Origin of the sequence: Bacillus sp. CGMCC 1.16541 (assembly GCF_003184905.1) — a bacterium.
In the GTDB taxonomy this organism is placed as follows: domain Bacteria; phylum Bacillota; class Bacilli; order Bacillales; family Bacillaceae_H; genus Priestia.
In genome coordinates this window covers 37,927-51,596 of record NZ_QFRU01000009.1, presented here as the reverse complement: position 1 = coordinate 51,596, position 13,670 = coordinate 37,927, and the positions used below count along the sequence as shown (strand labels likewise).

At 41.6% G+C, this 13,670-nt stretch carries 20 protein-coding genes; all 20 read right to left on the bottom strand.

The genetic code is table 11. The annotated features are described in order from the left end of the window. Window positions 1-124: 124 nt before the first annotated feature. Complete coding sequence (locus tag DIS06_RS10720; protein ID WP_110113269.1) at window positions 125-589, bottom strand: phage tail assembly chaperone; 465 nt, start codon at window positions 587-589, stop codon at window positions 125-127. A gap of 53 nt (window positions 590-642) precedes the next feature. Continuing rightward, window positions 643-1,083 (bottom strand): phage tail tube protein, encoded by a 441-nt coding sequence (locus tag DIS06_RS10715; protein WP_110113268.1) that lies wholly within the window; start codon window positions 1,081-1,083, stop codon window positions 643-645. Window positions 1,084-1,096: 13 nt separating this feature from the next. Further along, window positions 1,097-2,488 carry a phage tail sheath N-terminal beta-sandwich domain-containing protein gene (locus DIS06_RS10710; RefSeq protein ID WP_110113267.1) on the bottom strand — a complete coding sequence of 464 codons (1,392 nt, stop codon included), beginning with the start codon at window positions 2,486-2,488 and terminating at the stop codon, window positions 1,097-1,099. A gap of 1 nt (window position 2,489) precedes the next feature. After that, a complete protein-coding gene (locus DIS06_RS10705; protein ID WP_110113266.1) occupies window positions 2,490-2,693 on the bottom strand; it encodes a YqzN/YkzM domain-containing protein in 204 nt (67 codons plus the stop codon). Between the two features lie 22 nt (window positions 2,694-2,715). Beyond that, window positions 2,716-3,117, bottom strand: coding sequence for a hypothetical protein (locus DIS06_RS10700; RefSeq protein ID WP_110113265.1), 402 nt, complete (start codon window positions 3,115-3,117; stop codon window positions 2,716-2,718). Beyond that, window positions 3,114-3,569, bottom strand: coding sequence for an HK97 gp10 family phage protein (locus DIS06_RS10695; RefSeq protein ID WP_110113264.1), 456 nt, complete (start codon window positions 3,567-3,569; stop codon window positions 3,114-3,116). Before DIS06_RS10695 ends, DIS06_RS10700 begins: the two co-directional genes overlap by 4 nt. Beyond that, on the bottom strand, window positions 3,569-3,919 hold the full coding sequence (locus tag DIS06_RS10690; RefSeq protein WP_110113263.1) for a hypothetical protein: 351 nt from the start codon (window positions 3,917-3,919) through the stop codon (window positions 3,569-3,571). The genes DIS06_RS10695 and DIS06_RS10690 overlap by 1 nt, the downstream gene beginning before the upstream one ends. After that, complete coding sequence (locus tag DIS06_RS10685) at window positions 3,916-4,254, bottom strand: hypothetical protein (protein WP_110113262.1); 339 nt, start codon at window positions 4,252-4,254, stop codon at window positions 3,916-3,918. Before DIS06_RS10685 ends, DIS06_RS10690 begins: the two co-directional genes overlap by 4 nt. Continuing rightward, complete coding sequence (locus DIS06_RS20145; protein ID WP_162595952.1) at window positions 4,251-4,424, bottom strand: DUF7210 family protein; 174 nt, start codon at window positions 4,422-4,424, stop codon at window positions 4,251-4,253. The genes DIS06_RS10685 and DIS06_RS20145 overlap by 4 nt, the downstream gene beginning before the upstream one ends. Window positions 4,425-4,454: 30 nt before the next feature. Further along, on the bottom strand, window positions 4,455-5,537 hold the full coding sequence (locus DIS06_RS10680) for a major capsid protein (RefSeq protein WP_110113261.1): 1,083 nt from the start codon (window positions 5,535-5,537) through the stop codon (window positions 4,455-4,457). A 27-nt stretch (window positions 5,538-5,564) separates the two neighbouring features. Further along, window positions 5,565-5,906, bottom strand: coding sequence for a hypothetical protein (locus DIS06_RS10675; protein ID WP_110113260.1), 342 nt, complete (start codon window positions 5,904-5,906; stop codon window positions 5,565-5,567). Between the two features lie 54 nt (window positions 5,907-5,960). Then, window positions 5,961-6,653: a phage scaffolding protein gene (locus tag DIS06_RS10670; RefSeq protein WP_162595951.1), complete on the bottom strand. Its 693-nt coding sequence runs from the start codon at window positions 6,651-6,653 to the stop codon at window positions 5,961-5,963. 201 nt (window positions 6,654-6,854) lie between these two features. Further along, window positions 6,855-7,175: a hypothetical protein gene (locus DIS06_RS10665; RefSeq protein WP_110113258.1), complete on the bottom strand. Its 321-nt coding sequence runs from the start codon at window positions 7,173-7,175 to the stop codon at window positions 6,855-6,857. After that, the gene (locus tag DIS06_RS10660; protein WP_110113257.1) at window positions 7,165-8,217 is read right to left on the bottom strand and encodes a minor capsid protein; all 1,053 of its coding nucleotides are present in this window, start codon (window positions 8,215-8,217) and stop codon (window positions 7,165-7,167) included. Before DIS06_RS10660 ends, DIS06_RS10665 begins: the two co-directional genes overlap by 11 nt. Window positions 8,218-8,228: 11 nt before the next feature. After that, window positions 8,229-9,743 (bottom strand): phage portal protein, encoded by a 1,515-nt coding sequence (locus tag DIS06_RS10655; protein ID WP_110113256.1) that lies wholly within the window; start codon window positions 9,741-9,743, stop codon window positions 8,229-8,231. 14 nt (window positions 9,744-9,757) lie between these two features. Then, window positions 9,758-11,407 carry a phage terminase large subunit gene (gene terL, locus DIS06_RS10650; RefSeq protein ID WP_162595950.1) on the bottom strand — a complete coding sequence of 550 codons (1,650 nt, stop codon included), beginning with the start codon at window positions 11,405-11,407 and terminating at the stop codon, window positions 9,758-9,760. Between the two features lie 665 nt (window positions 11,408-12,072). Continuing rightward, entirely contained in the window at window positions 12,073-12,276 is a 204-nt protein-coding gene (locus tag DIS06_RS10645) for a hypothetical protein (RefSeq protein WP_110113254.1), read from the bottom strand. Between the two features lie 165 nt (window positions 12,277-12,441). Next, entirely contained in the window at window positions 12,442-13,005 is a 564-nt protein-coding gene (locus tag DIS06_RS10640) for a phage protein Gp27 family protein (protein WP_110113253.1), read from the bottom strand. Beyond that, window positions 12,998-13,309 carry a hypothetical protein gene (locus tag DIS06_RS10635; RefSeq protein WP_110113252.1) on the bottom strand — a complete coding sequence of 104 codons (312 nt, stop codon included), beginning with the start codon at window positions 13,307-13,309 and terminating at the stop codon, window positions 12,998-13,000. The genes DIS06_RS10640 and DIS06_RS10635 overlap by 8 nt, the downstream gene beginning before the upstream one ends. After that, window positions 13,306-13,572, bottom strand: coding sequence for a hypothetical protein (locus DIS06_RS10630; protein ID WP_110113251.1), 267 nt, complete (start codon window positions 13,570-13,572; stop codon window positions 13,306-13,308). The genes DIS06_RS10635 and DIS06_RS10630 overlap by 4 nt, the downstream gene beginning before the upstream one ends. Between the last annotated feature and the right edge of the window lie 98 nt (window positions 13,573-13,670).

Below are 13,670 nucleotides of genomic sequence, written 5' to 3'. Positions count from 1 at the left end.
CTCACTTGCATACTAGCGGCCCAGAAAAGCTTCTTTCTTAAAGGGGCGTTCATGTAATCTTCAGGATCAATGTTTTTCTCCTGGAACAAAACATGAGCTGTATAAGTTTCTGGGTCGCTCAATATTAGTTTTTTACTGCTTCAACCTTGTCCTCGAAACTCGAATCTAATCCTGACAGTTCGATGATTGCTAAAGAGGCTTTCGAAAGACCTCCTAGTGATAAGAGCTTCGGAATGGTAAATTCAGGATTCGGAACTGGCACTCCTAACTTTTTCGCAAGGTTAGGGTCCTTCCAGTTAATATCTGTGCGATTTGAGTCCGTTCCCGCCTCAATGATTAATGCGTTATATCGCAAGTCATCAAGTTGAGGGAATCGCCCTTTTGGAGTGGTAACGTACTTTGTTGCAGCCCTACGAATTTCAGCTTCTTTGTCGGCTGTAATGGATTTTATCGGAAGTTTAATTACTTTTCCGTTAACAAGCTCAACGTTTTCTTCCGAATATTTCGCATCGTCTGGATTAACTGATAAAAGGTCATCAAGTGACGCAAAGGATGGTTTCAATGTTTCTTTTTCATTTTGTTCTTTCATGTCAATTACCTCCGAATTTTTATAGGATTAGGAAAAGAGAAGAGGAATGAGAATTATAGGAATTCCCAATCCTCGAAAGTAAACGGTACATCAATTTCGATAGTATCCTTAACCTTGAAAGCGTGAATAGGAATCTCATCGAAGTTGACGCCCTTAATAACGACTTGATAATTAGCTGCTGTTGTTTCTGGATCAGGATCTTCTAGTTCTCCGATAAACGTATAATAAGCATCAGGATTTTGCGAAACCTTCTTGATGAATTCTGCATTGGTAAAATGAATTTTCATCTTACCAGCACCACTGCCGCCAGTAACGCGGTTGCCATCCATGAACGCATTTGCTCTTTCAACTTTTTTCTTGTCGAACTTGATTTTCGCTTCAAATTCTGACACGTTATCCATGAAGGTTCCTAGCTCATCAAACACTCGACCATATTTACCCCGAGCAATTTTTCTAACGTTTAAGAATGGTAAATCTTTATCGTAAGCACCCAAGGCTCACACCTCCTTATGCAACGCGGTTGCGGAGATAAATTTTCTCCATCGCATCAACAATTTGATAATTTGAATCAAAGAACGCCTCGTCTTTATAAGCGTTCTTGGTAGGATTTTCTCCGTGATATTCAGCGCGTGGAATGCACTCTGATGTGCCAGCCTCAATCACTTCATCATTTTCCATCACTATCAGGACCTCATCTTTAAACAATTGTGCAGCAGCTCGACGGCGAGCAATCGTGTTCGCATAGCTCGCAAAGCGTTTAAAGAATGTATCTTGGACCTCAGCGATATAGTCATTTGCTTCGACGATTTTAGACTTCTGGAGAGTCTTAATAACAGCTACTTCGTCAGCACCATCGCCCATCTTGTACCATTCATCAAAATTTTTAATCGTTGTCATGGTATTGACAGGAGTGGAAAAGCGTACTGTTCGGCCTTCTTGCGTAAATAATAAGTTGCCCTCGTCAACAAGTCTTTGCATATCGACGTTTGATAGTTTTTGAATCTCATCGAACGGCGTTATTTGCAGAGCTCTTGAACGATTCAGCGGGCATGACCCAAGAGAAGCAGAAGCATAAATTGCAACATCTTCAGGACTATATTCAATTCCATCTTTAAATGCTTTTTGATATACATTTTCGATAGGGTAATAGTCGATTGCGGTTGCGGTCATGCCACCGACCGTTCCGCGAATTAACTTACCAAGCGCTCGTTGATCCTTGACGAATTGAATCAGCATTTGCTTTATTCCTGCATCCTTCACGCCATCCAAGGCGATTCGGTTAAAGCTTTCAGCTTCCGCAGCTTTAAAGAAAGCACTGTAATCTTCAGCGGTCACGGTAGCTCCTGAATTACCACCTGATAATGCGCGGGATGAAATTGCTTCAGGAATAACGTCTGAGACTTTTTCAACTCGGATGTAATAGCCGTCTGAAGCTTTTTCAACAAGTTCATCAATTGTTGCGAATGGAATTGATTGAAGAATAGTTGCTCCTTCAACAACAAGCAACTCCGTTTTCGTCGGATCATCCAAGTAAGGACGTATTGTGATTTTAAAGTCATTTCCTCGATCTCCTGGATAAAGCGCCTTGATGACAATAGACGTCAGGTCTAATTGCGCGACTTTCGCTTCCTGAGTTGCTATACGATAGACCTTAACAGCCAGCGGGCTTCCCCAGAACGCTAACTGAAGTAATCCAGCTGTAAGCCCCGTCCCAAAATATTGTTTAGCGTCAGGATAGCTCCGCAATTCAATAAACTCATTTATTGGCCCCCAATGAGCTTTTATCGGCATAGCCAAGACTCCGCGCGCCGCTTCAGTAACCGCATTTTGTGTCACCATCTCAAAAAACGCATAGATTCCAGCCAATGACTCATGACGACCCTCTACAAATGGCTTCAACTTACTTCACCTCTTTTTTCAAGAAGGCCGCAACCTTCTTTTTTGCATCTTCGATTGAAATTTCATTGACGTCATGAAGAGCTCCAGCTGCAACGACAGGAGAAACTCCAAGACTGTTTCGAGCAGATGAAATCAATTCACTTGCAGTAAAAACAACAGCGGCGGATTTTCGCTTAGTTGGTGCAGCAGTTTGTTTTTCTGACATAAGCTCAACTCCTTTTGTTTACTCAACTAACGAAAAAAGAAGATATGCATTCGCCCCTCAATGTAAAGGTTGCGATCAATTCTTCTGATTTTCTGTAATTGAATTGAATATCCTCATAAACCTCGTTTGTTAGCATGAATTCTTCGTCACAACACTGTATGGAAAAATCCCTCTCCATCAATCTTAGTTCGATAGAAGGGAGGACTTTTTTCATTTGTTCCTCATCAGACGCAAAGAAAACGCCGTGAAGCGTGATGCTGTGACGATATAAATTACTGGCGATTTTTTCAGATTGACCCCTCGGCAACTCGAAATAGAAATAGGGGCGTTCCGCTTCTTGTCTTTGTGTCGTTGTGTACCCAGGAATATCCGTGCTGTCCTGGAAGAATTTTAAAGCACCATTTTGAACACGATTAGAAATCAAATTGCAAACAACTCCTCAATCCGATCTTGAAGCCACTGTTTTGCTTCTGGTTCGAAAGTGTCCCAAGCATCAGCGAAAAAATGAAAGCCGTCAACCCAAACGCCAGCTTCTTTCCCAGCTTCTTCTCCGATTCCAGCATTTCCTCTCGTGGCGTGGCCGTATTCCACATGCTCGGCATATTCCACGTTTGTACCGACAATCACGCTGACGTCACCGCCACTAGCTGACGTCTCGAATACAGCGTCGCTATTCGGAGATGCAGCGGCAGCTGATAAAATAGAATTTTTTAATCTGGCTGTATCTACTGGAGCTAACTCAGCAACAAGTTCCATATACCTCATTGCTAGCGCCTCAGCCCAAGCCCGAGCATGCAATGGATAGTCACGAGTGACAATATCAATTAATCGCCTCGTCAACTCATCTAAACCAGTGATACGGAAACCGTCTTCCATTAGGAATCACTCTTTTCTTCAACAAGAATCTCGTAATGGTGAACTCCTTGCCGATCCATTACTGGATAAGGCTTAGTCACTATGAAAGTACCAATAATCACATCATCAGCGGTTATTTCTAACTCATCGCCTTTCCTGACGTCAGCGTAAAGTGTGTGCACCAAGAAGCGCGTTTTTATTTCGTGACGTCCATTGTCCTCAGTTAATAAAGGTGTTCCGCTTTGAGCTAAGCCGCAAGGGATACTTTCAGCGACTGTTGATACGGTATATTTCGCATCGTACTTAGCGTTGCTTTTTTGACGTCTCAAGATTTTCATGCGGTAGAATAGGGTTTTTTCATAATGACTCACAGAAAATAAACTCCGTTCTTTTCCTCGTCCGCTTTAGGCTTCGGTTGATATTTCGAAAGTACAAGCTCCACGATCATCCATTGACGATTCGAGGTATCGTACACTTCACGATAATCGCTTCTTGATATTTCTTTTACCGCTGGTCCATCTTTTTCAAGAGTTACCATCGTAGCAACCGCAAGCTTGACGTCTTCTGGAATAGGGAAAGGGAGTTCTGTTTGTGATTGAATAAAAATAGAGGCACGAGTGATCGCTGCCTCTAATTCTTCCAATTCAACTTTTTTCAATTTCGGAAAAAGGGATTGAGCTTCCTCGACGGTCAACAAATTCATCATTTGTCATCTCCAGAAGCGCCGCTGCCACTTTGAGGCTTCTCTTTTTCAATAGCGGCAGCCTGCTTGTTTTCAATCAGTTTTTCAGCCACTTCTTTAACGACATCAACCTCAGTCCCTGGAGGATAATTCTTCCCGTTATACTTTAGATTGACGGACATTTTTACCTTCATTACTCATCGCTCCTTTCTAACGAATCTGAATTAAACATCTAAATGGAATACGCCATCTGGTTGCTCAAGAGCAGGGAACGCAGCTTCGCCAACCTCGATGAATTGCGCATCTGTTTCATCATCGATTCGAGTGTGTACATATAGACCAGGTTGTCCTTCGTTTTTAACTGTGGGGCCTTCAACTGTGTCTCCGAGTTTCGCTGCATCTTGGAAGCCAAGGAATGCAATTCGGCGTTCTGGTAAGAAGCGTTTTGTCACTCCTATTTCCTCGAAGTAAACAACATCGTCATTTGTAACGATAGGAGGTAGACTGAACTTCATTAAGTAATCAGTTAATTCTTGCGGTGTTACTGAACCACCGTTTGCCCCTTTGATGGAACGGACGGTATTTTCAGCCTTCAAGATATCAAACATCACGCTTGAACTCATATGAATCTCCGCTGGCATACGGCCACCGCTCTTATTCTTAAATGTGATAGCATATTCAATTAAAGCTTCAAGCGGTTTTGCTGTTTCATGTTGATCAAACGCATCAGTGCCAGCAATCACAACTTTGCGATCTGCTGCAATACCGAAATCAATGTTCAGGATAACACCGTTCGCTTTATCCTCATGAACAAACGCTCCGTAATATAGAGCAGCTGCTCGCAACCATTCTTCAGCTTTGTAAACACCTAGAGTTAAGTCGTCAACCATATTAAATACTTTATCAATTACTTGTTGGCGTTCTTGCTCATTACGAGGGTTCATGAATTTCAATTGTTCACGCTCGTCAATTTTGCGAGAGTGAGCAATTTTAGCCACTTCTTGCATAACACGCTCAACGCCACGACCATCACGAAGAGGAGCTGGCATTCCGAAAGGAATAATCGATGCAGCAGCACCTTTACTGCGTTGGATAATGTCGTATGCGAAATCGAGTGTCCAGACTTTCGATTCACCTTTTGGTAAGAATTTTGTAAGTTTCGGATTGAAAGGTAAGTTAAGCGCCTCAACATATCCGATAAGAGATTCCCTTGAAAACTCTTCAAGAGCTAAAATTTGATTGGACCCACCAGCGAAAAATTGTAAATCAAGCGCCAGTAAAGGCGTATACGGTTTATTTGTCAGCATATTCTTAATGCTCCTTTCAAATTAAAATTAACGGAATTTAATGAATTTGCATTTCTCTTTGAATTCAGCTGTGACACCAACACATTTTGCTTCGAAAACAATACCAGCTTCAAGCGCTGTTTCAACAACATCTTCCCCGACATTTACTCGGACCGTCCGACCAAGTAAAACAGCCTCTCCAGTAGAACCATCAACCCACGGTTCTGCCTTGCCAGTCGTTGTGTTAATGGTCAAAGTTTGACCAGCTTGCACAATGCCTGGAGTAAATTTCGATGCATTCAACGTAACCGCACGATAGGCGGCATTCGAAGGGCTTGCAAGAATTTCTTTCCCTGCATCGTATTCAGTAATTCGTCTGTTTAGATTCATCTGAATCTACCTCCATATCATTTAAATTGAATTTACAGACCGTTTTAACGGCAATTAACTAAAGCGCTTATTGCGGCGTTCAGCGATACTAGCTCCCAAGTCTTTCCCTTTCTTCGAAGCAGGAGGATCGCCGCCGCCTGGTTCAGTTGAGCCTGGCTTAGTATCCGCTTTGAAAAGGAATGGTTTTTCTACCTTAACCTTTTTAATTGCTTCTTCCATATTCGTCACTTCGCCAGTATCAGGGTCCTTCTGGAGGAGTGGAGTAATAGCTGTTAACACTAACTCTTCGTCTTGAGGATAGTATTTAGCGACTGCACGAGAGAATTTTAAGCTAGTTTTAAGGACGTTTATCTCATTGTCTTTTTCTTCAATCTGCGCTTTTAAAGTCTCGTCTGCCTGCTCTTTCGATTCAGAAGCCTTTAATTTAGCCTGAAGCTCATTGAGATTCTTTACACCTAACTGCTTATATAAATCTTCTTTGGCTTTATTCGATGCAGTCGTTCTAGCTGATTCGATATCTTCTTCAGTGAATGTTTTTGGAGCTTGAGCGCCACCACCATCTGGATTTCCAACGTCACCTTGTCCACCGTCACCGCCGTCACCGCCATCTCCTCCAGCACCACCGCCATCACCAGCGAAGAATTGTAAATCAAGCGGCAATAACCTTGACATCGAATTATTTAAGCTAAAGCCATCTGAAGAGAATGCTTGTTTTTGTTTTTGAAAGTGTAATAGGAAAATTACCATTGCCACCAAAATAGAAAAATACGAAACTGTTAAACTTGTCATTTTCTTTCTTCCTCCTAGTTTGAGTATTTTATAGTCTTCTAAACTCTTCATATAGCGTTTAAAAGCGTTTAGAAGCCGTTTAAAAATGTTTAAATATTAAACCTCGAAGTATTTGTCTTAAAATACTAAACAGGCGATTTTTGAAAGCCTGAGAGGTATTTATTTTCTTTTGCCATGCAACCATGAAAAATCGTTATCTCGGAGCACTTGATGAAGAGTGATAGATAGACGATCCACCATTTCTTCAGAGTGTTCTTTATATCCAGATTCATATAGAATTGCATGCAGCATTTCGTGTATTAACGTCTGAGCTTTCTTGTCATCGCTCATAGACTGCTTGATTGTGATATCCGACTTTTGGTAAATAACTTGACCAAGAGTGGAACCGTCTAGATCGATGAGCTCTTTTAGCCCGACTGTATAGTCCACGCCAGCTATTTTTATTTTGTGTGGTAAAGCAATAATCGCTTCAATTATCATCACCCCCTTTAGTAGATTTCTTTTTGTCTTTCTCTTTTTCTTCTCGACGTTTTATTTGTTCGCGTTCTTTTTTAATTTTTTCGTATCGTTCACGCGATTGCTCTTTTTTCACCTCATATGCAGAAGGGATGCCGAACTCTTTTGCGTACTCATCGAAATTCTTAGCATTAGTTCGAACGTATTCCCCTTCATTGGTTCGTGCAGCTCGTTGTATATTTCGAGAAAAACCTTTTACTACTGGAAGAAGGCAACGGCGGCAATTCGGATGCTCAATGTCCTTGATAGAGTCCATCTCATCAACTGACACAATTTTCCCATCCAAAGAACGACAAGTTCCGCACGTCCTCCTATCAAGAGTTTCAGAGATTCTGACGCCTTCTAGTAAATCTAAATCTTTAAATCTCTCATGATAGGAGTTATAGTATTTTTTATTTGCGCGGTTCCCAGCTGCAATGATTTCACTTCGCACTAACCGTTCAGCTTTATATGCTTCAGTTTCAAATGCATCCTTCAATTTTTTGGTTGTCTTCTGGACACTCTCGCCATTAACCATGCTTGATATAATGGTCCGTCGAAGTGTCGTCTTGAAATTGGCCGTATTACCCCACAAGCGATTTGAAAAATGATCTCCACTCCACGGATGCTCCAGAACTTCACGAATAGCAGCCCTCGGAATAACAGGAGGGAGTAGGATATAACCATCAATAGCTTTTGCAGTTACAAAGGATGCAAAAGCATATTCAACAGTAATGGTGCTTGTCATCGCAACCTCAAGTGCTGCATGAGCTGTTTTCGATAAATCCTGAAGGTCCATTTCAATCTGATAAAAGATTGATTCAAGCTTTTGTTTTTTCGTTTGTGCAGTTTGCCAATTCCAACGATCATCGACATTCACTTCTAAATAGTATTGAGTGATTTCTAGTTGCATTTTTTTCAAAAGGTCAGCGTAAGCAACAAGAAGAGGACGAACTTGCTTATCCTTATACTTAAACAACTTTTTTCTTTGTTCGATGACTAGCTTCTGGAGCTCTGTCCATTCCAATTCAATCACCTCTATTCGACGTCATCTTCAAAAGACCTACTTTGAATTTTGTCATCTTGATTTTGTAGATAATCGTCGATATTGGTTAAATCGACTTTTGGAGCATTGATCGCTTCTTGTCGAATTAACTTCACTTCCTCATGTACGTTTTCAACAAGCGGATGATGTTTTAGGATTGTGAAGTCGCTCAACGTTCCTTTTGAGCTCATTAACAAGTCCACAAGGTCTTTTTCGTTTTGAGGTAAGCTTCGATGATTCTCCCAGTAAACCCATCTCCAATTAAAAAGATTTGTTTCAGTTTGATAATGTTCAATCGGATTTTTCCCTTGAGAAAGCAATCTTTTAGCGTTAAGCATAAATGTCAGGACCATGATTTTGCGGCGCTCGTACTGATTAACATAGATTTCTTTTTCATTGACGTTGTTATCAAGAGGAGTATAAAGTTGTCGAATTGCCACAGATGACAAATTGCTGATTGCTTCTTGTTTGTAGATTTTTGGTGTATCCGTTATTTCGAATAACCTATCAAGCAAAGTTGTCGCTTGAAATTCAATCGAATCATTGCTCTGCTCCCATGTTAGATAACTTACTTTTGAATCAGGGTTTTCTGAATAGATCGCCCTGGCTTTTCTCATACCAAGAACTTCATCTTTGTTTGGCTTTGCTCCCAAGAACAAAAGGTAAGGGTCGCAGAATATTTCAAGTCGATTGGAATTATCGCTAATCAGTTGGCTGTAATTTTCTAAAATCGTTCTGATGTCACGATCTAATTCAGAAGGTCCAACAGGAATCGGGTCGTATTTTGGTTTTGCATATTCCCCATTCACATAGATAGCAGCAGGAACAATCGGTAAATAATGTTCTGCTGGATTCACATCTTTGCGAGAATCGAACAATATTTTGTCGCCGTCTTTAACCAGATAAGTGACGGCTTGGCTATCATAAATTTCAATGCAACTCTTGTCTTCTTCATCTGTAAATACATGAATGACCTGCCTCAATTCGCCCCTTGCATCGACAATAGGGATGCACTCATTAACTGTATAGGAGCGATATTTGATGTCGCCTAAATCATCAAAATAAAAGAGGACCACCGCAGCTCCTGCAATCAGCCCTCTTTTTGTATTCAAATAATCTACCGCATGATCGTCATTGTCCTCAAGTACCATTGTGAATTCCTCATTAAATTCCTTTATTAATTGCTGGTCGATGCCTTCAATTTGAGGAATGTCATAAGTGACAGGCTTACCGAACATATAATTAGCTTTCATACGAATGATTAACTTAGAAAAATTGATGATGATTTTATGATTTGGGTCATCTGGTCGTTTCGGTTGACGTTTCAAAAGTTCGTATTCTCCGTCAAAGATGGACTGAGCTGCTTCGATTTCTTTGAGCTTTTTTTGGTGATCGGAAATGATTTTTCTTAACAACTTCCAATCGTCTTTTTGCAAGCGTTTTGTACGCTCGTCCATCACATCTCCTCCTTTGAAACTTGCAATCACGTTTTTAAGCCATTTGAACACCGGTTAAACCTCCTTTAAAAGACTCTATCGAAAGAGCCAACACCCATGCCAGCACCAGTCGCTAGGCGTGTTGTCATTTCCAAAGCATCTGGTCCGTCTTTCTTCGCTCTCGGATATCCTTCTAATTGCTCGATAAGCAGCGTTTGAGAAGGGTGGAGGAGTATGTAACCGTTGTTTACACTAGGCTCCATCGATTCGATACGCATATCCTTCGAAACAGTGTTGCGAATCGGTCGGATATTCAAATGCAATCTTCTTGCTCTCGCTCGTTTTTCAACCTCTTGTTTAAAGAAAGCTTGGAATTGAACATCTTCTATTCCGATCACTTTCGGTTTTAGCCCTTGCCGCATAAATTTAATAGCAATGTCGAACATCGCCTCAATAATCAAGTCAGGTTTACGGCGTTTAATGTCTGCTTCAAGCACATACATTTGACCCGTCCTGCGATGAGTAGCCAGGGCGATAATAGCCGAGAAGTCGGATTTGTCCGATTGTCCCATCGATGGATCGACAGACATTACAAGTTCTAACTGAGAGAGTGGAGGTAGTTCGCCGTATTGATAATACTTAGGTTTAAAGAATTGTTCTTCGGAGCTTCTTGGGTCATTTTGCAACTCTGATGCAAACGCCGATTCGCCATCTGTTACACGAGTTACCATCAAGCTATAATATCCATCTGGAAACTTAGGGTTGTTTTCTTCCCACAGAACCTTTGCTCCTTTAAGCATTTCTTTTGAATTCTTTTCAAAAAAAGCGCGGGCATCTGTCTCTCTGTTCTGGTTGTCCATATCGGTGAAAATATCTTTCCATTCAGCCCACAAGTCCTCTCTTTCAGCAAACGAAACAACAGCCTGATATCTTTTACTATCGTAACCAGGACTCTTTAGCAGTTCGCCTAGAAGGGAGTCTTCATGGATAACCGTTCCAACGAAAACGAAATCGGTGTATCTTGCACCAGCGTGCCTAACGGCTTTTTTATACCAGTTTTTTATTTTTTTTCGTTGTTCTGTTGTTGCTGCATTTTCATCATTCTCAACGTCATCGAGGATGATAAGGTCAGGTCGGCGGCTCTTATTTTTACGGCCACGGACTTTCATTCCTGCACCGAGGGCTTCGATTTTTACACCATTAGAGCAAACAATACTACCCTCTTGCCAACGGTCTCCTTTTAATTTCCCGAAATCTGAAACAACTCTTTCGTTGTCCTCAATCTCGTCTTTTATGTTACTAATAAAGCCTTGGGCTTGGTCATAAGCATCCGAAATAATGAGGATATAAAACTTTTTCTTGTACACCGTCACCCAGAGAGGAAATACAAAGTCCCAGATAGTTGTCTTTGCATGTCCACGTGGAGCAGCTCTTACCATTGAGCTACCGCCATTTTTCTCGACGACTTTCTTCAGGTCAATAAACCATTCCTGGTGAAAGGAAGGTGGGGCGGTAGGGATGTACTCTGGGAAATACGCTCTTGCAAAATATTCCATGCTTCTTTCGCCAAGAAGTTTTCTTAATCCAGTCGATCCAGTAAAAGGGCGTTTGCTTTTAAGTTCGATTAAGTCAGGATGATCAATTGCGTATTTGTCCCATAAAGCGTACTCCCATTCTTCTACGACTTGCTCATTCTTACTGCCGACCAGCTCGGATAGAAGAGAAGATTCTCTCATAACACAACCCACCTCCTTATGATTGTATTTGGCACAGATTGACGGAATCGAACCGCCATAAACCTTAATCCGTGTAAAATCTCCTCCCAAAAAAAGAGGGAGGAGGCATCTATTTAAAAACATTATTTAAACAAGTTCTCCCAGGACTTCAGGTGTTCGTCTCCCATACTCGCTCCTCGCATATAGCATATGCGGATCGTGGCAAGCCTCGCATCGGTGGCATCCGATAGATACTCCCTTATCTCAAATAATGCAGCTACTTCATTTGTTTCAGCTGTAGAAAAAAGCCATTTTACCGAGAAGGAGAAGGAAGTAGAGCTCCCGCGAGTAGTCCTTACATTTTTCGGCCCAATATGACGGCATCTTGCAGCATCAGCCATGCCACGCGATCCGTGTCGCTCTCGGTCGGTTCGAGATAAAACGCCCTTATTCGACGTGCGAACATTGTCAAGGAACAATGAATCTTTGCCGTTCGACTTCTTGTAAATTTTTGGTGAAGTTCACCGTTTGCTGTCGATGTCGGCTTTTGTGATAATTTGGAGCGAGGGATCGGAGTCGAACCGATCTAATACCTTCCTCGCATAAAAGGCGGTCTCGCCAACCATACGAGACCAGCTATATTAGGGAGAAATACATGTTAAACAACCAAAAAGCACAAGCAGCAGTTAATTCCCAATCCGCATAATCTGCCAATCAGTAGCAAGCAACTGTTCCACTGTAAAGCCACTCATCCCGATTGTGTTCCCATTGGAATCAATCATTGCGGCAGCAGGGATAGAGTTTTCGTAATCGTCTATTACATCTAAGCGATAGCCGTGATCCTCGGATTTCCGTTTGACGATTTCGCCCTCTTTGAATAGTTCAAGCATGACAGCACCATCGAATTCGACTCCTGCTTCGTATTATCGATCAGCATCGTAGCCGAACTCATTTACTAATTGCTCGATATCGACTTCTGCCAATCCAATAACAGCGCATGTATTCGTTTGTTCACTCATGGTTTTCACCTCCTTCAAATGCCATTTAAACGGAGTTTACTTCTTCTCTTCTAATAGCTGTGTTTGTACCTCTTCAGCGACTTCGAGCATTCTTAACAACAAGTCAGGATGATTCTTCAATTCTTCCTGCATTCGTTGCTTAAACGCTTCACTGGCAGCTGTAATACCTTTGTCATACTCATACTTGAGTTTTTCGCGAGCAGTGGCCGACCTTTCAAGGCTGGCGACTAACCTACCGACTTTATCCAGAGGGATTTCGCTGAACTCATCTTGAGCAGTAGAAATGCGCTCAATTAAACTTTGCATCATGAGCTCGTTAGCTACTTGAGCAAGGTCTGTGTTAGGCTTGTCTCTCACGGCTTCTACAAGCACTTTCATCTGCTCTCGTGTTTTTGTAATCCGTTCAGCTATTCTTTCAAAAGAACCGTGATAACGAGAGAGAGATGCTGCCGTGATGCTTTCGCCTTTCGCTTGCACAGCTGCAACGATATCCTCGTAGGTATAACCGTCTGATAACATCCGATCGACCATCGCCCTGCATTTCAATTGTTCGACTTTGAAGTGTTTCCGATGCTTGCGAGGGCGACCAGCTTTAGTCATCTACATTCACCCCTGGGTCAACAACTGTTCCTTCTAAAATGTCAATGCCTGCTGACGTCAGCTCGACTAAATGCATGGACTTCGCTACTTTTGATAGTTCCACATCTTTTACTCGGACATATCCTTTATCCTCCAAGTATTTAAGGTGGCCGATTAGCTTTCCGCTTGTCGTTCCTAGTCCTGCATCAATAAGGCATACATCTAAAATATTTGTTCCAACAGCTTGCGGGTAAGATAGCTTTAATATGCGAAGAATATATCCTCTTGTTTTCTTGTTTTTGACGGTCTGTAATACATCGCTCAATCTTTACGCCCCCTTTCGAGTGATGAATAAATTTTGTCAAGCTTGTTATCGATTTGCGCCAGCTGGCGAATATAATCCTCTCGTGTTACATAGGTAAACGGTAAGCTTCGTTCGAGTTCATCTATACGATCATCTAACTTTGTGACATGTTCAGCGTTTCTGTTAATTTCTTCATTTGTTCGACTTCTCTCTGCTTTCATGTAGAAAGCAATGATACCAATCATCAACGAGATGATGATGTTAAAGGCATGTTCCCAAGCCAAGTTTTCCACCACCTTTATGCCAAGAAAATAAAATAAGCTCTTGCTAGAAAATATTTCTAACAAAAGCTTAGGTTTTTCGAAGTAATATAAGAATAAAT

Excerpts from the sequence above, each read along its gene's own strand:
- DIS06_RS10720 (WP_110113269.1), bottom strand. The coding sequence starts at position 589 with ATGAAAGAACAAAATGAAAAAGAAACATTGAAACCATCCTTTGCGTCA.
- DIS06_RS10705 (WP_110113266.1), bottom strand. The coding sequence starts at position 2,693 with ATGTCAGAAAAACAAACTGCTGCACCAACTAAGCGAAAATCCGCCGCT.
- DIS06_RS10695 (WP_110113264.1), bottom strand. The coding sequence starts at position 3,569 with ATGGAAGACGGTTTCCGTATCACTGGTTTAGATGAGTTGACGAGGCGA.
- DIS06_RS10685 (WP_110113262.1), bottom strand. The coding sequence starts at position 4,254 with ATGATGAATTTGTTGACCGTCGAGGAAGCTCAATCCCTTTTTCCGAAA.
- DIS06_RS20145 (WP_162595952.1), bottom strand. The coding sequence starts at position 4,424 with ATGAAGGTAAAAATGTCCGTCAATCTAAAGTATAACGGGAAGAATTAT.
- DIS06_RS10680 (WP_110113261.1), bottom strand. The coding sequence starts at position 5,537 with ATGCTGACAAATAAACCGTATACGCCTTTACTGGCGCTTGATTTACAA.
- DIS06_RS10675 (WP_110113260.1), bottom strand. The coding sequence starts at position 5,906 with ATGAATCTAAACAGACGAATTACTGAATACGATGCAGGGAAAGAAATT.
- DIS06_RS10670 (WP_162595951.1), bottom strand. The coding sequence starts at position 6,653 with ATGGTAATTTTCCTATTACACTTTCAAAAACAAAAACAAGCATTCTCT.
- DIS06_RS10665 (WP_110113258.1), bottom strand. The coding sequence starts at position 7,175 with ATGATAATTGAAGCGATTATTGCTTTACCACACAAAATAAAAATAGCT.
- terL (WP_162595950.1), bottom strand. The coding sequence starts at position 11,407 with ATGAGAGAATCTTCTCTTCTATCCGAGCTGGTCGGCAGTAAGAATGAG.
- DIS06_RS10645 (WP_110113254.1), bottom strand. The coding sequence starts at position 12,276 with ATGCTTGAACTATTCAAAGAGGGCGAAATCGTCAAACGGAAATCCGAG.
- DIS06_RS10640 (WP_110113253.1), bottom strand. The coding sequence starts at position 13,005 with ATGACTAAAGCTGGTCGCCCTCGCAAGCATCGGAAACACTTCAAAGTC.